Origin of the sequence: Providencia sp. PROV205, assembly GCF_028479505.1 — a bacterium.
GTDB lineage: Bacteria > Pseudomonadota > Gammaproteobacteria > Enterobacterales > Enterobacteriaceae > Providencia > Providencia huaxiensis.
This window is the reverse complement of the sequence record NZ_JAMPNU010000013.1, coordinates 180,192-200,297: the sequence shown is the minus strand read 5'-3', so window position 1 is coordinate 200,297 and position 20,106 is coordinate 180,192. Positions and strand designations below refer to the sequence as shown.

At 38.3% G+C, this 20,106-nt stretch carries 14 protein-coding genes; 5 read left to right on the top strand and 9 right to left on the bottom strand.

Features of this window, described 5'->3' with window-relative positions; all coding sequences use genetic code 11:
* Positions 1–4 precede the first annotated feature (4 nt).
* The 3 genes from PR800_RS09905 to PR800_RS09895 form a co-directional block, all read right to left on the bottom strand.
* Positions 5–430 (bottom strand): antirestriction protein, encoded by a 426-nt coding sequence (locus tag PR800_RS09905; protein WP_272530718.1) that lies wholly within the window; start codon positions 428–430, stop codon positions 5–7.
* Between the two features lie 91 nt (positions 431–521).
* Entirely contained in the window at positions 522–1,394 is an 873-nt protein-coding gene (locus PR800_RS09900) for a GTPase family protein (protein ID WP_272530716.1), read from the bottom strand.
* A 255-nt stretch (positions 1,395–1,649) separates the two neighbouring features.
* Positions 1,650–2,315, bottom strand: coding sequence for a hypothetical protein (locus tag PR800_RS09895; RefSeq protein ID WP_272530715.1), 666 nt, complete (start codon positions 2,313–2,315; stop codon positions 1,650–1,652).
* A 208-nt stretch (positions 2,316–2,523) separates the two neighbouring features.
* On the opposite strand from PR800_RS09895, the gene PR800_RS09890 reads away from it, so the two are divergent.
* The 5 genes from PR800_RS09890 to PR800_RS09870 all read left to right on the top strand — a co-directional run bounded on the left by PR800_RS09890 (position 2,524) and on the right by PR800_RS09870 (position 7,255).
* Positions 2,524–3,045, top strand: a complete 522-nt coding sequence (locus tag PR800_RS09890; RefSeq protein WP_272530714.1) for a hypothetical protein — start codon at positions 2,524–2,526, stop codon at positions 3,043–3,045.
* Positions 3,046–3,359: 314 nt separating this feature from the next.
* On the top strand, positions 3,360–4,220 hold the full coding sequence (locus tag PR800_RS09885) for a helix-turn-helix transcriptional regulator (protein ID WP_272530713.1): 861 nt from the start codon (positions 3,360–3,362) through the stop codon (positions 4,218–4,220).
* A 37-nt stretch (positions 4,221–4,257) separates the two neighbouring features.
* On the top strand, positions 4,258–5,334 hold the full coding sequence (locus tag PR800_RS09880; protein WP_272530712.1) for a chemotaxis protein: 1,077 nt from the start codon (positions 4,258–4,260) through the stop codon (positions 5,332–5,334).
* 77 nt (positions 5,335–5,411) lie between these two features.
* Positions 5,412–6,983 carry a cobalamin adenosyltransferase gene (locus PR800_RS09875; RefSeq protein WP_272530711.1) on the top strand — a complete coding sequence of 524 codons (1,572 nt, stop codon included), beginning with the start codon at positions 5,412–5,414 and terminating at the stop codon, positions 6,981–6,983.
* Positions 6,980–7,255: a YkgJ family cysteine cluster protein gene (locus tag PR800_RS09870; RefSeq protein ID WP_008910438.1), complete on the top strand. Its 276-nt coding sequence runs from the start codon at positions 6,980–6,982 to the stop codon at positions 7,253–7,255. The genes PR800_RS09875 and PR800_RS09870 overlap by 4 nt, the downstream gene beginning before the upstream one ends.
* 188 nt (positions 7,256–7,443) lie before the next feature.
* Here PR800_RS09870 and PR800_RS09865 read toward each other — a convergent pair whose 3' ends face one another.
* The 6 genes from PR800_RS09865 to PR800_RS09840 form a co-directional block, all read right to left on the bottom strand.
* A complete protein-coding gene (locus PR800_RS09865; RefSeq protein WP_272530727.1) occupies positions 7,444–8,157 on the bottom strand; it encodes a M48 family metallopeptidase in 714 nt (237 codons plus the stop codon).
* Complete coding sequence (locus tag PR800_RS09860) at positions 8,157–11,249, bottom strand: type I restriction endonuclease subunit R (protein WP_272530710.1); 3,093 nt, start codon at positions 11,247–11,249, stop codon at positions 8,157–8,159. The genes PR800_RS09865 and PR800_RS09860 overlap by 1 nt, the downstream gene beginning before the upstream one ends.
* 70 nt (positions 11,250–11,319) lie before the next feature.
* On the bottom strand, positions 11,320–13,935 hold the full coding sequence (locus PR800_RS09855; protein WP_272530709.1) for a DUF2357 domain-containing protein: 2,616 nt from the start codon (positions 13,933–13,935) through the stop codon (positions 11,320–11,322).
* Entirely contained in the window at positions 13,935–16,079 is a 2,145-nt protein-coding gene (locus PR800_RS09850) for an AAA family ATPase (protein WP_272530707.1), read from the bottom strand. Before PR800_RS09850 ends, PR800_RS09855 begins: the two co-directional genes overlap by 1 nt.
* Positions 16,072–17,325, bottom strand: coding sequence for a restriction endonuclease subunit S (locus PR800_RS09845; RefSeq protein WP_272530706.1), 1,254 nt, complete (start codon positions 17,323–17,325; stop codon positions 16,072–16,074). Before PR800_RS09845 ends, PR800_RS09850 begins: the two co-directional genes overlap by 8 nt.
* On the bottom strand, positions 17,322–19,742 hold the full coding sequence (locus PR800_RS09840) for a type I restriction-modification system subunit M (RefSeq protein WP_272530705.1): 2,421 nt from the start codon (positions 19,740–19,742) through the stop codon (positions 17,322–17,324). Before PR800_RS09840 ends, PR800_RS09845 begins: the two co-directional genes overlap by 4 nt.
* Positions 19,743–20,106 lie beyond the last annotated feature (364 nt).

Here is a 20,106-nt window from a genome sequence, read left to right as displayed (position 1 = left end):
CGGATTAATCAATTAAGTGGAAAATGGCAGCGGATTCGGGATGTTGTGAAGCGTAGTCACGTAGCTGATAAAAGCGCTCGCACATCACTTCGTTTTCTGTTTGGAATGACCAGATGCTGTATAGGATAAGACATACGGCAATGCCTGCCGCCTCTTGGCTCACGGTGGCTTCATTGCCGTTGTGCATGTTGAATAAGGTTAAGGTGTCTGCGTTGAGGTCGGGGTAAATAAAAGCACCGCCATTGCTGAGCGTGCCATACTCCCAATAACCGCCATGATACTCATTGCAGAATTGACCCATCGTGGTGAAGATCACCACTTCAAAGGTAGCCCAGCCCTTCACACTACCAAAATGGTTGAACCAAAAATCAAGGCGTTGTTCATCAGGGACTAATTCCATTGTGATAGTAGATTCAATTGTGTTGCTCATAAGTTGATACTCCAATAAAAAGAAATAAAAAAGCACCAATCCTGTTAAGGACTGGCGCTGAGAGTGATGAATAATGAGTTAACGTAGGAGGTTAAAAGAATAGGTTCCACAGCGATTTAGCGACGGAAACGATGCTGTTTTTGACCGTACCAATCGTACTTTTTATCAAGACAGGTAAGGGAAGGATGTCTATCAGTGTATCGACGATATCACTGACACATTGCCCAAAATCGTTACGTGCGGAGTCTTCCACGGATTGTGTCCGATAAGTGTTATTCAGTTGCCTAGCCACACCGCTACTGGCTTTCGCCGGTAACGCCTGTATTAATTGCTCAGATAATTTAGTGAGCTGAAAACCTTCTGCCGCAGAAACCGTCATCACTGGATGGTGCGGTTTAAATGCTGTTATCACAGCTTGTTGCTTCAATTCTAAGTTAACCGCTTGTTCAGGAGATGGCTGGTGGCACTGTTCATCCCACTGGCGACAGGGCTCTATTTTGTCGGCCTGATTCAATACAAACAGAAATCGTTCAGATTGGTAGCCACATTGCTCAGTAAGAAAGCGATAACACTGTTCATCAGAAGACCATGCCCTATCATCCGCCTTGAGTACCCAGATGATTAAATCCAGTTCTGGTAATAAGTTACGATATAGCTGGTGGTACTCTTTATCTCGCTCAAGGCTTTCCCCCACGCCGGGTAAATCAATAAAGGTGAGCGTATGGCTGTTTATGGTCATATTGAAGCGTTGAGCATGCCGTGTGCAGCCAGATACATCACTCACAGTTGATAGGGTCGATTGGAATAGTGCGTTGATCAGACTGGATTTACCCGCTCCTGTTTTACCCATTAGACCGATGGTGGGCGAGTAGTTGATTAGGTAGTTTAGTTGATTGAAAAAAGAGGTTTGGAATGAATGAGGTAGAGCGGATAGCAGGTTTTTAAAATGAGAATGCTGAGGCATATTACTCCTTGAAATAAAAGAAAATTATAGCTATTCAAGGAGATAATATATATCTGAGATTTTTTGTAAGTATAGTGATTGGCAAAGTGTAGATCTAAATATGACTAATATTGCAGGGGGAACTGGCCCTTCAAAAAAGGGAATAGCCAGTTCAATATTGTAGATTATTATTTCACTTATTAATTTTACAGAGACAAATATTCAGTAAAATTAAAATAGTTAAATTTTTATTTTGTATCGCCAAAAGTAAGGCTTCTATTGGTTATTTTGAGTATCCAATATATGGGATAACAAACGGCACTCTTTTGGCATTGGTATCATCTTGAAGAAATTAACAAATAAAATTAAAAGTAATGAACTCATTGCATATAAAATGAAATGCTGTGATTGTTCAATGCTTCCCCCCTTATAAATAGATAAAGCCATAAATAAGAAGGAAAGCACAAGGTATTGTATAGAAAACAAACCATAAATAAAGCATTCAAACCTGAAACCTAGTCCTTTATTGAATGTCATTATTCCATCGTCAATGGATAAAAATGTCCGGAATTTTTTAAAAAAACGGGGTGAAATTAATTCTTGATGTTGCAATGCTAACCTAAACACGATGTGTTGCATGCCGGAGTCTGAAATGCCAGATATACGATATCTAATAATGTTTGATATATTCGATTTAAGAAAAAATTTATCATCCTCACCGAGCGGGTAATTTTTGAGCATATTATTATACTCATCTAATTTTGAGTTTTTCATATCTTTTAAAAAGGTAATTATTTCTTTGGCTTTCCAGATGGCAGCTAGTAGTAGTATCGTAAAAAAAATAATAAAAATAGCCTGATAACTGCTCAACTCTCCATTAGAAACCATTCCTGATAGCATCTCAGATAAAAAATTAATTGCATTTCCTAACAACTCACTCATGAATATCTCCTATGTTATACGTAATTTATTTAAACAATATATGATGCTTGCAATATATGTTAAATAAAAATATTGAGTAGATGAATTATGAGGGGAGCTTCATCAGTATGGTTAGTTATGCTAAACTTTTGGCCTACGGTATTAGGCTATTGCGGAATATATGGAACATCAATTCAAATCATACAATAAGGGTCGCAAGAGCAAAGTAATGTCTATTTACTGGGGCGTTGTTCTTGTTGTCATTTGGATAGCGTTCATGTATTTGTCACTAATATTAGGCCATAGAACTGTTATGTTTGAATGGTTTCCAAAATGGACTATTTCTATTACGTTTGCTGCTATTGTAAGTGTAATTGGTGGAATTTGGAGCATTTTACGTCGTCCGTTAAAAAGCGCATTTAAAAATTTTTTATGGTCTGGGTTCGCTGGTTTTATGTTAATCGTTCCTGTGTTTGATGTGCTGACGTATTTACTAACAAACAAAACCATTCGCTACCAGGCAGAATATGAAATCACATCACCGGGCCCGAGTACTAGCCGATTTAGTCGATGTGACCACGGTATGTGGATAAAAGAAACCTATACTGAACAATGGAAATTACTTTGTATTAGCAATCCAAAATCGAAAACCAAAGAAAACACAGGTATGGTGTGGGTTACAACAAAAACAGGCCCTATGGGCGCATATATTGTTGATTACCAGTTTTTTCCTCCTAGTTTTGATTTATAAATGCAGGCTAAGAAAGTCTGAAGTGGCATTGTTAATTTGGCTAGATTTACGATAGGTCTTTGAGAGCCTATGTTTGACATATAGTATTGGAAGCTGGCGCTTATTAGCCAACGAATGGGCCATATATGTGTTGAACCTATTAGATGGCTAATTATAGTTGCGAATTAAACAGACCTTAAATTAATCAAGAAATATACAATTATTAAAAATAAGATTTATCCTATTAGTAAATTTGTTTGGTACTGACGCCATTTGTCACTTGATTTGTTATTCTATGGACAATTATTCTTAACTTAAATTTGCGTGAGATAAACATGGATGATTACAAAAAAAATCAGGGAGTCAGATTAGCAACAATCATTCTTGATACATATCTTTATGGTGAAGTAAATAAATTTGAATTGGCATCTCGTTTTAAAGTTAGCGAGAGAACGATTTATCGAGATTTAAATTCATTAAGCTTAATTCTTGAGCATAAAGGTAATTCTAATTATGGATTTTCGATGGTTGTGGAATATTACAAAATGATTTCTTTTTTGGGGATAGATAAATACCTCCCTGATTTTAATCAGTCATTTTTGAGAAGTATTCCACAAACAATTGAAAGTAAAAGTGTTCTCATTAAGTTTAATGGTATTGAACACAGGGTTAAAAATTATCTCAGCAAATACTATGAAAAAATCAGATGTTCAATTGATAATAAAAGGAAATTACAAGTTTTATATAAAGGTAAAAATCGTATTTTAACTCCTTATAAACTAGTTTGCCATAATACGATTTGGTACCTGAAAGCAACTGAAGATAATCAATTAAAGTCATTTTCATTAAATAGAATTGAATGGTTAGATGTAAGTAAAGAGTCATTTGAATTTGATGCCAGTGTTAGTGGTATGTTATTGAATAGTCAAGATCCATGGACAACAAGCAGCTATTTTGATGTCCGAATGGAGATATCATCTTCGATAGCAGAATATTTTAAAAGAAGAGATATCTTTCCTCGGCAATCTATTATTGAGGAGAATGAAAATTATTTCACTATTTCATGTGTAGCAATGAGTGACAAACAAATATTACCTTTAATTCAATACTGGCTACCAAATATTAAGATATTAGAGCCCGAATGGTTAAAGTTAAAACTTGAACAAAATCTATACGACTATATTAAACGTTTATAGTCGATTATTTCAATTTCATAAAAATTAAGAGGGTACTATGGCTATTCCATTTATTATTGCTGGGGCTGCTATTGCAGCCGCTGCATTTGGCGGAAAAAAAGCATATGATGGTTATCAAACTAAGTCAGAGGCTGATGAAATTTTAGAGAAAGCACAACATCGTTATGATGAAAATAAAGAAGTACTAGAAGATATTAATGTCAGCACAACATCTGAATTAGAAAAACTTGGTACATTAGAATTAAATATTGGTGATAGTTTCAATAAATTCAACACGATAGCTCAAGCCATTTTAAAAAAGCTTGGTGAGTCAGGTCAAGATATCACGGTTTCTATTCCTCAACATGAAATTGATAAAATTCAAAGTTTAGCGATTTCAGCGACTGAGTATCTTGGAACAGTAGTTGGTGCTGGTGCATCAAGTGCAGCTGCTGGCTTTGCTGTTTATGGTGGCGTTATGGCATTTGCTGCGGCTTCTACAGGTACACCAATTGCAGCACTGTCTGGCGCAGCAGCGTATAATGCAACAATGGCTGCTATTGGTGGAGGTTCATTGGCTGCTGGGGGATGGGGCATGGCTGGCGGTGCAATGGTCTTAGGCGGAGCTGTTGTTGCACCTATTCTGGCAATTGCAGGTTGGGCTTATAATTCTCATGCTGAGAAAGCATTAGAGAATGCACAAAAAATTCGTTCTGAAGTGCGTGATGCAGTCCATAAAATGACACTCGCTAAAGAAAATTTAACCAAAACCAAAGAATATGTTGTTGCTATTTATCAAGTCTTGGAAGCTCAATTTGAAATATTCCAACCTTATTTATCTAAACTGATTGAAGCAAATGAACTTATTGAACGTGCTAAAGCATCAGGACAGCCAAATAGTAAAGTTATTACGGATGACTTGAGACTCATCATGAAAAATGGTTATAGCCTTGCGTCAATTATGACCAATCTAATAACAACTCCATTATTTAAACCAAAGTTGAATGAAAATAATGAAGCGACTATTGTTGATGGAGTCATTGAAATTGAAACTGATAGCAATGGATTGAAAGTACTAAATCTGGATAGTCTGGATAAGCAGTTAGATGAAACAGAACGTTTCACTCTCTCTTAATGCTTAATGCTTAATGTTGATGGCACGTAGTAAATCATAGGTAGCCGTGTTAGGCGGCTACTTTATAGGTAAGGCATATGCAACAGTCAAATTATAATTGGCAAAAAGAAATTAACGATACAATTGTTCAAAGTCTAGTCACTTCCTTTGGTCTGGATTTTTTATTATTAAAGGATAAAAAAGGTGGGGATGTTGATACCATACATAACGTTAGGCAGAATATTTGGGCAACAGAGGTAGAGCAAGAACGCTATGAAAATCGCGGAGAATATGATTCCCATGAATATCATAGCCATCAAAATTACAAAGAAACAAATCGACAGGGAAAGCAAAAAAAGCTTGCAGGGGAACTAAAGGACTCTTATACCGGTGAGACATTTAGTCAACATGATGTGACTAACCTTGACCATATCATTGCTGCTTATGAAGTACATAATGACCCAGCTCGGGTTTTAGCGGAGCTTAATGGCGCTGATTTAGCTAATCGCGATTCTAATTTAACATTTACTAATGAAACAATAAATAAATCGAAAAAAGCCAGCAAAATGGCTGATTTTATTTTGCGTATGCAATCTCAGCAAGCTCAAGTAAAAGCAGATATAAGTGTATTAGAAAATAAAGGACAACTGACCGATGTTGAATTAAAAAAATTAAGAACGCTGAAGAATAAAGAAAAGGCCAATTTTGATGCGATGAAGGCTGTCGATGAGTCAGCTAGAAAGCAATATGACGCTGAAGTTAGCAGTAAGTACTATGGCAGTAGTAAATTTTTTGCTAATACAGCCTTGTCTGCTGTCAATACAGGCATCAGAATGGGGGCTAGGCAGATGCTAGGGATTGTATTTGCAGAGCTTTGGTTTGAATTAAAAGATGCTATCCCAAAATTGATCAATAGCCATAAATCAAATTTTAAATTTAAAGTTTTTTTAGAAGATTTGGGAAATGTAGTTACTAACATTTGGGAAAGATTGAAAGTTCGTTTTAAAGATTTTTTTACGGAATTTAAAAATGGTTTATTTGGTAGTTTATTAGCCAGCGTCACTAACACTTTATTAAATATATTTTTCACCTCAACAAAGCTGGTGGGTAAATTAATCCGTGAATCTTGGAATAGCTTAGTTTCAGCAGTTAAGTTACTGTTTTTTAACCCAGAAAATTTAGCGTTAGGTGATTTGTTAAAATCAGCAATAAAAATCATCTCTGTAAGTATATCTGTCATATTAGGTTCAGCGCTGACAACATGGCTAAATGGTATATTAACATTTCCTTTTGGAAATGATGTCTCGATGTTTATAGGGGCACTAGTTTCGGGATTAGTTACATTAGCGATGTGTTATTTTTTAGAACACAGTGAGCTAATGGATAAGGTCTGGCGTTTTTTAAATAAATTTCGTGATAAATTTGAGCTAACATTGCAGTATTATCAACAAGTTAATTTAGCTTTAGATCAATATCTAGTTGAATTGTCACAATTGGAATTTAATTTTGATGTCGTTGAAATGCAGTTATTTGTGAATGGATTACAAGCGACAAATTCAGAATATGAACGTAAAATTATTCTTGAACAGGAAATCAAGCGAAATAATATCGCCTTGCCTTATGATGTCGATAATGAAGATTCATTCGACGAATGGTTAGATTCCTTATGACGCTAACGCTTGAACATAGCTTTCCTTGTGATAAATGTGGTGCTTGCTGCCGCCATGTAGACCGCGCGGAGGAAACTCAGTTTCTAGATCGTGGAGATGGTATCTGTAAGCACTATAATGAAACGAATTTGCTATGCACTATTTATCATGAGCGGCCTGATATATGTAGAGTGGATAAACAGTATGCACTTAACTATGCCAATCTATATACATGGGATGAATTTGTTGAGCTTAATCGAGTGGCTTGCGAAATAATATTGAACAGCGAGTAGTCCACATTAGAGTTATACTCATCAGGCTTCAAGTTGTGGCTTTTTTGCTAAGGTATGGTGAGCGTCTTTATCAACGTATTCATTTGATGTTCACCATACCTTCAATTTGTGAGAAAATAATGCATTTTAATTAAATTATTATTTAACGTAATGGTTAAGATTAGTTGAGCTCTCTATGAGGGCTAAAGTTAGTACAACCAATGGCTGTAAGCCAATGGTGCTTTATTCAGCAAATCTTTACGCTCTTGCCAATCAGGAAGTAGCTTATCCATATAGGTTTTAAATCGTTCATTATGCTTACGTTCAAGTAGGTGAACTAACTCATGAACTAGGATGTATTCTAAACATTCTGGTGGTTTTTTTGCGAGTTCTAAGTTCAACCAAATACGTTTTGCTTGCGTATTGCAGCTGCCCCATTTGGTTTTCATTTTTCTCACGCCCCAATCGTTGACAGTGACACCTATTTTGCTTTCCCAAATAGGTAATAAGTCAGCTATTCGCTTTTTAAGTGCTTCACGGTAGTATTCAGTGAGAACGAAAGCCTTTTGCTCAGCAGTTGCAGCATGGTTTACATACAGATGTAATCGCCCACGGCCTAATTTGGCTTCATGCTTTCCTACATGTGCCACAACATTGAGACGATAGCGCCGACCCCACAAGTAATGGCATTCGCCACTGACCATTTCGCGTTCTGATTGGCGGGGTTGTTTTATAAAATTATTCTGCTGCTGTTTAATCCAAGGGATACGACGGATCACCGCCATACGAATAGCTGTTTCTGTCATAGATACAGGTGCAGATACACGTACACGACCATCTGGCGGTAACACGCTGATATGTAAATTTTTGATTGCTTTACGATTCAACTGTATTGCGATTGAACCAATTTCAATCATTGTCATCATTGATACTCTTTTTGCGCTTTAGCGAGTTCCATTACAGCTTGAATATCCAATTCATAACCGGCCGTTTCTTCTCGAATAGCATTGGCAATTTCCCGTTCTTTAAAACGATCTCCAACCCAGTCCGCCTTCTTCGTATAACGAATTGCACTATCAATTTTGGTGGCAAGCAATTCATCTTTGCCAAAGTTATCATAAAAAGCACGCTTGGGATTAGTATCCATCGATGCAGGATAGCTAGATGCTGTTTGCTCAGGGCGTACCACTTTAGCTGCGAGTTCACGTATTTTCTCTAGGTAATCCTGATATTCAATGGCCTTTTGTCGGCGAAGTTCGATCAGTTCATTCAGCAAAACTGACATCTGTTCATAGTATTTAGGGTTAACCGGGTTTTCATCAACAATAATTTTTCGAACGTTATTCTCAATAGTTTCAGCCATGGCTCCCGGATTTTTACGCAGATCCTCGGGCAGGGCATCGACAGCACTGACTCCTTTTTCGACGATTAATTCAATCAAGCCGAGCTCTTCAAAGTCCATAAGGACTTCACTATCATCAGCACGAATATACATATCTAGCAGATGACGCATCGCAGGCTCAAAGCGCTTCATTTCGACGAGATCACCACTTGCAAGCTTCACTTCATCGCGAACTTTTTCATAGTGGCAAACTTCAGACCTAATTGAGTCAATATCATGTGTAGAATAACCTGCATCTGGCATTTCGTTGGCGATATTTGCGAATGCCCGCAGCAACTTGGCAACGCTCTGGTATAAAGTTAAACGAAGTGCCTCTTTCTCGGTTAACTCATCTTGATTCAAGCCGGATTCGCCACAAAAATAATGGATGTAATCCTCTGTATTTCGTGGTGCTTTTACTGGTTCACATAATGCTCGAACCATTTCCAGCGCACTATCCAAATCGAGTCTCGCTTGCTCTAATCGGTCTTTTAGTAAACCAACCACATCTTCCTTGTCATAGCCCTCAAATGCGCCTTGGGTATAATCAGAAATAGCTTTATCTAATGAACGGAACAAATCTTTATAGTCGATAATATAACCATATTCTTTATCATCACCATCTAGGCGGTTAACACGGCAAATTGCCTGAAATAGGCTGTGATCTGCCATTTGCTTATCAATATATAAATAAGTGGCAGAAGGCGCATCAAAGCCAGTTAACAATTTATCGACCACAATCAGCAGGCGCATTTGCCCGGGTTCATCAACGAAACGCTTTTTAACTTCCTTTTCAAAATCCTCAACTTTATTAGCGGCTTTGTCTTCAGGTAGTTCGAAGTAGTCTGCTAACATTTTGCGGTAAATATCGTATTTAAAGAGTTTTTCCGTTAAGCCTTCCCCTGTCTCCTCACCTTTAATGCTTGCAGGTGTTGGTTGGAAACTGGTGACGATAGCAACCTTACCCGCTAAATCGGTCTGGCTAAACATTTCATAGGCTTTACAGGCCTGATAAACGCTGGAGCAAACTAACATCGCATTACCATGGCCATCCATTAGACGTGGTCTAGTATCCATATCCAGTAAGATATCATTCACAATCTGTTGCAAGCGTGATTTACTGGATAGCACCTTTTGCATGGTGCCCCATTTTAGTTTTAGCTGTGTTTTAGCTATTCGAGATAATCCGCGAGTTTTTGCCTCGAACCACTCATCAACTTTCTTTTGGGAGGTAATGTGTTGGTCTATATCTCTTGCTTCATAGCGTAAATCCAATACTACGCCATCGGCTACAGCCTCATCGAATTTATAGGTATGAATATAAGGACCAAATACCTCAACTGATTTTTTTTTGTCTTTCTTCATCAAGGGAGTGCCCGTGAAACCGACAAACATGGCTTCGGGTAAAATAGTCTTCATTGCGTTGTGCAACTTACCAGATTGAGTACGATGGCACTCATCCACAAAGACAAACAATGTCCCTTTAGCACTGAAACTTGATGGCAGTGATTTTTTCAGTTCTTCGATAAATTCATCGGTCGCGGCATCATTTTCAGAATCAGATTGTCGGCCAAACTTATGAACCAATGAGCAGATCAACCAAGGGTTAGGTTGATTTAATGTAGCCACAAGATCTGCACCACTTTTGGTGCGATAAATTTCTTCGTCAACACCCGTAAACACTTTTTCAATCTGTTCATCAAGTTCAGTTCGGTCAGTTACAATCAGAACGCGAGCATCAGTGACATTTTCTCGAATCCATTTAGCTAACCACACCATCGTTAAGCTTTTACCTGAACCTTGGGTATGCCAGATTATGCCGCCATCACGCTTTGCGATATGATGCTTAGCCGCTTCAACACCGAAAAACTGGTTGTGGCGACAGGTTTTCTTTATACCAGCATCAAAAACAATAAAATCATGGATGATTTGTAAAAAGCGCGCCTTATTACATACACGGCTTAGGTGAAAATCGAGTTTATAGTCATAATTATTTTCAAGCGGTTCCTTCCACTCAAGATAAAATTTTTCGGGTGTTTCAATTGTGCCGTAACGTAGTCCCTGAGTATCATTGCCAGCCATCACCAATTGCATCGTGGTGAAGAAATTACGAATAAAATCTTTCTTTTGGTTATCTAGATTTTGGCGAATACCTTCAGAAACAGAGACAGATGAACGTTTAAGCTCTATCACACCCAGCGCAATACCGTTAACATATAGCACAATATCTGGGCGTTTTTTATTTTCACCTTTAATCGAGACTTCTTCTGCAATCGCAAAGTCATTAGCTTCGGGGTTATCCCAATCAATCAACCAAACGGTTTCATTTTGGTAGCCAGCACCTTCTTTATCTTTCACACCGTAACGTAATAAGCGATAAACCTCTTTGTTGGCGTAATAGAGTTTCTTCCCTTCACCCAGCGCAGCGGCTGCATCTAGCTGGCGAATTGTGCGATTGATCAACGCTTCACTTACATCACGCTTTATTAACCAATCAACAAGAACCTCAACTTCAATATTCTTATTATTTGTACGATCCTGCCAATCACCTAAATGGCGATATCCTAAGTCAGTTTGAAAAAACTGAACGATACGATTTTGGGTGATACGTTCGCGCTGACCTACGTTGCTCATAATAATCTCTTATATATTTGATACTTGTTAACTTCGCCTATTCTTTAAAATACTTTCTTGTTAAGAAGCATTAAAACGTTTGTGAACCTTTGCCATTACTTGATAAAAATGTCTCACAGCATGGGCAGACGATATTGGTTGTTTGTATAGCTCGGGTGCGATGATAAGTCCAGTTTATGCCATTTTTATATAAAGGTCTTCGACAAGACGCACATAGTGTTTCGATCGTATTTTGACCACAGGATTTACAGTGAATTTTATTCACATTATTTCCAGCCTTAGTTTTACCTAAAGAAATAATAAGATCGTTACTACCACATGATATGCAGTTTTTATTATGCCAACTAATATTCTTTCTATTACCATCATCGAGAATGGTGGTGTGATTTTGAAGAAACATACCAATGAGGCGTTGTAAATTTTCAATAGAATTTCGGTGCTCTCGGCTAGGGCTCAAATATATAGCACCTTTCTTATGGTCGATTTGACCAACATGCCCATAATTGCAATATTTTCCCCATGCTAACGGCGAAGTTCTCATTTCAGTCACGTTTGCAACAGGGTGAACAATGAATACTGAATTATGGTCATTCTCACTGTAATTTTTATCGTCGTAAAGCTCATTAATCAAATTATCAATATGGCGCTCACTTACATTCCCACGAAATTTAGCATCAAGCACCATTCTTTTAATGTTATGTTCATTGATATACCATTGGGTTTGGTTTGAGTGCTCGTTTGAAAAAGTATTTGTGTCCGGCTTCGAAAGGTAAGTTTCGTAATGTAAGTCAATGACAAAATCAGGTCTTTTACCTGAATCTAATTCCTTCTCGTAGGTCAAGATTAGGGCGAGTTGCCGCGTTTTACATGAAAATGATATCTCAATATTTCTTTCGTTTTTCAATACACTATCAATAAGCTTTTGCTGCCAGTTGTGTTGAGCTTGAAAGCGATAAATATCTTTAATAACAATAATTAATTGAAGCAAGCACCATCTTTCATAAAGATTCGGTAAGTTAACGAGTCCTATTTCATCAATGGCCATCATGCTATTTAACAGCGAGTCATCCATTCCCTCTAGATTTGAAATTTGTTGAAATAAACTTTTTACGGAAGTGTATAAGGGATTCTTAACAAAAATCATAGAATTAGGGAGACTTTGTTGCTGTTTTACCTTGTGCGTTCGGAAAAACTGCATAGATTTCTTTACGCGGGTAATTAAATGAGAAATATGTGAGCTGAATTCGCTCAACTGGTTTAGTGCATCCTTAATAGCATCGAACCTTGTTAGTGTGATCTGTATTTGATTACGAATGCCTTCCTGCTCGTCGGGACTTAAATGAGTGACCCATTCATTATTTTCCAAATTGGCACGAGTTAATTCTAAATGAGTAAGCTCTTGAGTTAGGGGGGAGCGTAAGATATCAATAGCGTGTATGTTAGTGAAACAAAGCCGATAGTATATTTTCCCATTGTTGTTTTTATCGCTATACTTTTTTCCTGAGCCTGTAATTCGAAATTCGTATGTAGTTAAATACTTATCATTAAATAGCTCCTTAAAATTAATCCCTGATGAGAAAACGACATAGGTATCAAAATCTTGGCTAACGATTTTTCCATTTAATGATAGTACAAAGTAATCAGTATTAGATTTACCATAGGTATTATTTAATGTAACCGTATAAGTTTGACCAATAAAATTCTCATCACCACGATTTATTTGCTGTGCCTTAATTGCGTTATTCAACATAAGGCGCTGTTTTTCCAAATCTGAAGTAATCGCTTGGATCTCATTATCAAAGACGACTGGGTCGACTACCTTTGTTTCTTTTCTGCTTTCTGTTTTCAGCCAATGTTCGTCTCTTTCAACTCGATCGTGCATAGCGTTCACTTGATGATATGCAAGCCGACTCAGGGTGTTGAGTAAATATAAAGTTCTTTGCATCAGATAATGCACAAAGCGGTTTTCTGGAATATCGTAAGATTCCTTATATGAACGACTTGTCAAACGCTTAGAGTGGGGTTGAGTCACAATCTCACGAAAGGTTTTAGCGACAGGTTTTACCAAGCGCTTAGGTAGTTTCTCTTGTACTTCAGATAAAATGACGTGAGGCTTTTTAACGATAGCCTCAAAGCTCGACGTTAGCTCGCCAAATAATTTTACGATATCCTCTGAAAAAATGGAGGGAGCTTCATTTTGAATTTTGATTTTGCTTGCATTTTTATTATCGAGGATCAGCATCCAGAGTTTGTTTTTAAGATCTGATAAATAGTACTCAAGATCTGCAACAGAAAAATTTACAGTATGGTTTTCTAGAATTAGCGTTTCATTCTGCACGCTAATTTCGATACGACCTGCGGTATGGTATATGGTCGAGAAGTACTTATTGTGCTTTGTATCCCAATTCCCCTTTTGAACCCACCAGATTTTATCTTCTCCTGGAACCTTAATTGGCATTAATGGAGAAGATCCATCATTTGGCAGTTTTAAATAGGGTTCATAAATAAGTTTATCGGCGATGCATATCCCAATATAAAAATATTTTTGTGGGTAGGCGACCGTATTGCCTACCCAATGCTGCTCGACTCTTTCTATCTCAATGGGGTGAGAACTTGTCTTAACTTTCAATACTGAACGATCTGTATTCCAGACTATATCTATATACCGGATGTCGATAGATTCCATTAGCGTGACCAGTAGTTAACAATCCAATCATTACTTGCAGCATTTTGTATAATGCGATCTAGCTCATCAATACAGGAGGTGACAGAGCTATTCGTAATACTTGCTAACTCGCTTTGAAGGTAGTCCCTCAAGGAACCCAATAAATCCTTACGAAGTAGGTCACCTTCAAGCTGTTTATCGCCATCAAACATCATTTTAGGAAGAACTTTATGGAGAATGATGTTATTGAAAATAACTTCTTCGCTTGCACCAAATGGAGCGAGTACATTTTGGTAGAGTCTCGCCTGCCTAATTGTTCTCATACCAAACTCTATACCTAGGCGGTCTAAGTACTCTTTAGTTAAATAGAGAAGTCTATTAACGAGGGGTTCGTTTCTATCAAATGGTGGATAGGGTTGACGAATACCTAATTCGCTTGGTTTAAGATTCACGGGTAGTGACATATCCAAATCAAACGATTCAATTTCTCGTTCAACGTCATCCCAGTTAGTCAATAATGGGCTAGTGAATCGCATTAAATGTGCCCGGTCGAGAATTTTAGGTGAAAGATAATGTGTTGTTTCATCAACATTGATAGCACCAATAATACGAACATTAGCAGGTAATTCCAATTTAGCTGGAGTGCCTAAATAACTGTGTAACATTTTCCGAAGCCGGGCATGGTATTTTAGTAGTGAGTCACCTTCATGAAAGCCACATAACTCATGGAGTTTAGCGTTAACTTGCTCGTCACGCATTAAGTCGAGGAAGCTGATGAGATCTGATTTATCAAGCTTGGTTTTTGAATCTTCTATTAGCGCTAAAAAATTGCGTGCTTCACTCAATAAATGCTCTGACTCTGAATCTGAATAGAGCGAAATCTCAGGGCTGCAATGGCGTTCTTCAAGCAAACTCAAGAAATCCGCAAAGTAGTACTCGACTCTCGCTAAGTTCATTTCATCGAGACAAATAAAATAGGGAAAATCTGGGTTTTGTTTTGCTTCAAATAATGCGTCAAGAAATGGAGTTGTGAGGTACTTTTGCTCGAGTGGATTATAATAACCAAGTAAATCCTCAGCACTGGTCCAGTTTGGTTTAACGGGAATGATAATTGCTTTACCGCCAATTGCCTCAGCAAACGACTTAACTAAATTTGTCTTACCTGACCCCGAATCACCGGCTAAAACAATCAAATCATTGGTGCACACTAATGCAAAAAAATCTTCCAATACAGAACGTTGGTACATAATGTCTTTTTTGTACATAAAGGCTTGAATGTAACCAACAGCGAGTTTGTGATCACTATCAAAAACGGTTTTAAAATCATGACCGATGAGTCGTTCACTGACCTTGCTTTGTCCCAATAAAGTATCAACATCGGCTTGTGATATAAGATCGAGATCGAGCAGCATTGAAGCCGTATTCTTAACGTATTCAGTTAGTTTGTTCAATTTATACTCCAATTCCGTTTGTTGCTTAGAAAACTCTCGTTGCTGCTTCGCCATTTCTGCCTGTAGATTCTCTAAACTTTGCGTATTTTTAGCCAGTTCTTGCTGAGATTTATTGACTTTGTTAGCTAAGGACTGCTCCGTCATACTTAATGAATGAATTTTTTGCTCTACTTGGCTTTTTTCTTGAGCAAATTGTTCTAATAAACGAGCTTCATCCTCTTGAATTTTTTTGTTATTTTTAGAGAGATAAAAATCGACTATCCAATTTTCAACATGGAACTTACCATCAATAAAATACTGATTATTGTCGGCACTTCCCGGTAGCTCACTGAGTAGGCTGACAGAGCCGTACTCCACCATAAGCGAAAATGGGTTATTCCGTTTTACACGCTCATTTTCAGGAGAAAGAGTGACGCTTACTTTCACCCAACTGCCAGATTCAACGCTGTACTCTTTAATCGTGCCCACAAATACAGTGTGATGGATATCCTCTCGTTGTAATGGATAAACTAAAGCAGAGCCATCATGGGTACTATGTAATTCTTCTAAAATATAGAAGAAGTTGGTATCTATGGTAATCTTTTTCAGTTTACCAATAATTTCCAACGGCTTTTGTGGGTCGTAGCGCCAACTACGTTTGAGCGTTTCGAGTAATTGTTGGTCACTAAAGCCTGCAAGTTCTTCTAATAAGTAATGTGTAGTTTCTTCAGCCATTCACCAGTCTCGTCTTCCCTGTGAGTAACTCTTGCATCATGCCCTGTTTAATTTGGCGAGTTTTGCTAAGGCGTTGTTCTAACATCTGAATTTCTTCATCCATATCGGAGAGAATCGTGGCGATGGCAGTTTGTTCATCTTTGGAAGGAATTGGTATTTGGTAATTTGCTATTGTAGATAGAGGTACTCTTCGATGACCAGCACTTCCAACCATCTCAGATTCTAAGGACTGTCTAAAAATATCCCTATTACTCCAGTAGTAGATGAATTTTGAATCAGAGTTATTTGTCGCGCGTAGAACATGAAATTCAGTGCTGCCAAAGCCAATACAAGTCAGCAGTGATTCAGTATGGCAACCTTTTCCATTTTCAAAGCAAGGCGTTATCTTAGCAACTAAGATATCGCCACGTTCAAAATAAGTGAATCCATTTTTTACATCATCAATACCCATCAGATGTTGACTTGATAACTGGGCCTGTTCTGTAACATCTTGCATTCCGACAAAGGAAACTAAGCTATTTGGCTTGATAAACTTTTTCGATATAGTGCGTTGAAATATTGAGCCGAAGTCTAGAATTACCCAGTCCTCTGGAATCTCACCCAACTCACTTTGTTTAGTGCCTTTTTTCGAACCATCTTCACGTAGTGCGAATTGAGGTAGACGAGTACGGCCTGTGAGGAGTTGTTGTATGGTAGCAGTTTTGATGGCTTGTTTTTTGGCGATCAGTTTTTCTAATTCGCTAATCAGCGCATCAACATCGGATAGTACATTGGCTATGGCGGTTTGTTCTGTATTTGAAGGAAGAGGTAAAGACAATTCTTTAAGTAGAGTTCCCGTTATTAGCGGTTGGCCTGAACCAAAAACTAAAGTATTAAGATTTTTTCGTATCAACCAATATTTAAAAAAACTAATGTTATTAGTTGATTTTGTTTTGATTAATATTGTGTTATCCGAAACTCCATACTCTCCATAAACATAATTCAATCTTCCCGCATTTGCACCAACGCGCGCAACAAGCAAGGATTCTCCAGAATATTCAGGTAACTCACAACTTCCGATTAATCCTGTAGATCCATATAGGGGATACTCACCTCTGGATTTAGTATTAGTTTTCCCCGATCCAACATAAGATGTGCAATCACCAAGTTGAATGACATCCCAATCATCGGGGATCACCCCAGCTTCCGTCTGCTTATAACCAGCCGGAATGAGATTTAAACCCGTTTCAACTACTCCGTTACTCATAGCACCCACTCCAAACCCATCGCTTTTAAATGGCCTGCGACTTTCTCACTCAGCTCTTCTACCGATTTACTAATATCCGGCAATGGTTCACTGTAGCGTTCTTCTAACTCTTTAACTCGATTAGCCAGTTGCTGAGTCACACGCTCAATTTCTGCTTCGATATTGCTTTGCAACGTCGTTAGCCATTTATCATCCACTATTAAGGTTTTGATTTCGTCGATACTCAGTTTCGGGTATTGCTTAAATACTGCTAAATCGAGGACATCTTGGGCTTCTTTCAGCGCTTTTTTAGCATCGGCTTCATTATCAAACAGCTTTTTGGCTTGCTTCAATGCCGATTTTTCATCAGAGTCAGTGGCAACTTTCAAACGTGTCGTGACTGTCGCTTTGGTGACTTTATCTTTATCATTCAAGGCATCATTAAGTAGGCCGTCGTCACCGCTATTTTCCTCAAGATAAGTCTCTAACGCTTGGCTGGCGCTATCGAGTTCGCTTTGCAAGGTATCGACTTTGGTTTGTTCATCGGCAAAATAGCGAGCAACGATAAGGGCAGGGGGGAGCAACTCAGCTTTATACTTTGTTTTACCAATCACTAAGTCAGGCGTTTCTCTCAGTTTTTCACCTTTTTTGACTTCTAACTCACGCAATATCTTACCCGCTGACCAACCATCTTGTACCAGTACGTACACATCGTCTTGCATCGTATTACTCCAGTAATCCATTAGGATCTGGTAGATATCGTACTTGCTTAGCAAAGGGGTTTGTGAATAGCCTTGCAACAAGCTTTCACCAATTTCAGCGATTAACGCTTTAGGCTGATCACCGATACCAATCTCGGCTAATGCAGCAGCGCGAGCCCAAACGTGATAATGCTGCAAGCTATTCGTCGCAAACTGTTTAAATTCATCGTGGTTTAGAATGGTGCTTTTTACATCAGAGGCTTTAACCAAAGCTTCACTATAACCTTCACGTGCTGGTTTGAATAAGGTCGCGCGAATACTCGGGAATATCTGCCAGTAGCGTTCTAAGGCATCGATATCACGGTTGGGAATACCACCTTGCAGATGGGCACTGAGGTCATGCAAGTCTTCTGCTTCACTGGAATCAATATAACGTGGAATATTCAGGTTGTAGTCATTAGCTAGTATTTCGCTTAATGGCACCATCCGGCTAAAGCGAGGTTGTTCCAATTGCTTGGTAAATACCTCAACAATTTTATAAATATCCTGACTACGCAGGCGGTTTTTATTGCCATCCTTGATAAAGCCTTTGCTAGCATCAACCATAAAAATGCTTTTCCTCGCCTGTGCGTGTTGTTTATCGATCACGATAATACAGGCAGGAATACCCGTGCCGTAGAACAGGTTGGCAGGTAAGCCGATAATTCCTTTGATATAACCTTGTTTAATCAGGTTTTCGCGAATACGTGCTTCGGCGTTACCTCGGAATAATACACCGTGGGGTAGAATGACTGCGCCTTTACCCGTGCTTTTTAAGCTTTTGATAATATGCAACAAGAAGGTGTAGTCACCATTTTTTTCGGGGGGAATTCCCCAGCTAAAGCGATCAAATTCATCCTCTTGAGGATTAATGCCGTTAGTCCAGTTTTTATTGGAGAAAGGGGGGTTAGCGACAGCAAAATCGAAAGTTTTCAGTTGTCCGTTGGCTTCTTTCCACTGCGGATCTGAAATGGTGTTACCTTTCCAGATTTTCGCTGTGGCGTTGTTGTGTAGGATCATGTTCATACGAGCCAAGGCGCTGGTGGCGTTGTCCATTTCTTGGCCAAAAATACTCAAGCCACGCGGTGCTTCATCATTCGCTTTTAATAATAAGGAACCTGAACCGCAAGTTGGGTCATAAACGGTAGCGTCCTGTGGGGTATTACTATCAATACCAATCACTTTCGAAAGAATACGCGAAACTTCGGACGGGGTATAAAACTGACCTTTGGACTTACCAGACTCAGTCGCAAAGTGACGCATAAGGTACTCATAAGCATCACCCAATAAATCGTCACCATCCGCGCGGTTGGAAGAGAGATCTAGCCCTTCAAATATGCCTATCAGCTTGGAAAGGCGGTCAATCATCTCTTTGCCTTTGCCTAGTTTATCTTCGTCGTTAAAATCGGCGACATCTATGACACTTTTGAGGTCGTTTTCTTCGGCTAACGCACTGATGATTTTGTTTATTTTATCGCCGATTTCTTTATCGCCTTTAAGCGCAACCATATCATCAAAGCTGGCACCTTGGGGCACAACAATCATACCGTATGGGTCGCCTTTATACTTATCAGATACATACTTCATGAACAGCATGGTTAGTACATAATCTTTGTACTGGCTGGCATCCATCCCACCGCGTAATTCGTCGCAACTGGCCCATAGTGAGGAGTATAGTTCGTTTTTCTTAATGGCCATTTGGGTTCCTTAACCTTTAGATGACAGATTTGTAGCGTATAACATTACAATGATTGATTCAGCTCGTAATTAAATAATTCACTTGGCTTATCTAGCGTTTATAAGTAGTTATAGCGTATTCTTGTACAAAATACGGTCTAGTCCGATTTCTCATAATATGTCGCTAGTATTTTTTCAATGTGATTTCTATTGCAAGTGGATTTTCATTATTAATGAATTGATTTTCATTGTTTTTTTACTGTTTAGTTTGATGTATCAATGTTGCTTATACTATCATTGTAATGATTTTTTCTCAAAATATTCGAATTGAAGTGGATTAGAAAGAAGTGAGTCCAATTGTTTTCTTCGGCATGAATAGTAACGT

What these genes read in the sequence shown, in the direction of transcription:
- PR800_RS09905 (WP_272530718.1), bottom strand. Translation starts at nt 430, where the DNA reads ATGAGCAACACAATTGAATCTACTATCACAATGGAATTAGTCCCTGAT.
- PR800_RS09900 (WP_272530716.1), bottom strand. Translation starts at nt 1,394, where the DNA reads ATGCCTCAGCATTCTCATTTTAAAAACCTGCTATCCGCTCTACCTCAT.
- PR800_RS09895 (WP_272530715.1), bottom strand. Translation starts at nt 2,315, where the DNA reads ATGAGTGAGTTGTTAGGAAATGCAATTAATTTTTTATCTGAGATGCTA.
- PR800_RS09890 (WP_272530714.1), top strand. Translation starts at nt 2,524, where the DNA reads ATGTCTATTTACTGGGGCGTTGTTCTTGTTGTCATTTGGATAGCGTTC.
- PR800_RS09885 (WP_272530713.1), top strand. Translation starts at nt 3,360, where the DNA reads ATGGATGATTACAAAAAAAATCAGGGAGTCAGATTAGCAACAATCATT.
- PR800_RS09880 (WP_272530712.1), top strand. Translation starts at nt 4,258, where the DNA reads ATGGCTATTCCATTTATTATTGCTGGGGCTGCTATTGCAGCCGCTGCA.
- PR800_RS09875 (WP_272530711.1), top strand. Translation starts at nt 5,412, where the DNA reads ATGCAACAGTCAAATTATAATTGGCAAAAAGAAATTAACGATACAATT.
- PR800_RS09870 (WP_008910438.1), top strand. Translation starts at nt 6,980, where the DNA reads ATGACGCTAACGCTTGAACATAGCTTTCCTTGTGATAAATGTGGTGCT.
- PR800_RS09865 (WP_272530727.1), bottom strand. Translation starts at nt 8,157, where the DNA reads ATGACAATGATTGAAATTGGTTCAATCGCAATACAGTTGAATCGTAAA.
- PR800_RS09860 (WP_272530710.1), bottom strand. Translation starts at nt 11,249, where the DNA reads ATGAGCAACGTAGGTCAGCGCGAACGTATCACCCAAAATCGTATCGTT.
- PR800_RS09855 (WP_272530709.1), bottom strand. Translation starts at nt 13,935, where the DNA reads ATGGAATCTATCGACATCCGGTATATAGATATAGTCTGGAATACAGAT.
- PR800_RS09850 (WP_272530707.1), bottom strand. Translation starts at nt 16,079, where the DNA reads ATGGCTGAAGAAACTACACATTACTTATTAGAAGAACTTGCAGGCTTT.
- PR800_RS09845 (WP_272530706.1), bottom strand. Translation starts at nt 17,325, where the DNA reads ATGAGTAACGGAGTAGTTGAAACGGGTTTAAATCTCATTCCGGCTGGT.
- PR800_RS09840 (WP_272530705.1), bottom strand. Translation starts at nt 19,742, where the DNA reads ATGGCCATTAAGAAAAACGAACTATACTCCTCACTATGGGCCAGTTGC.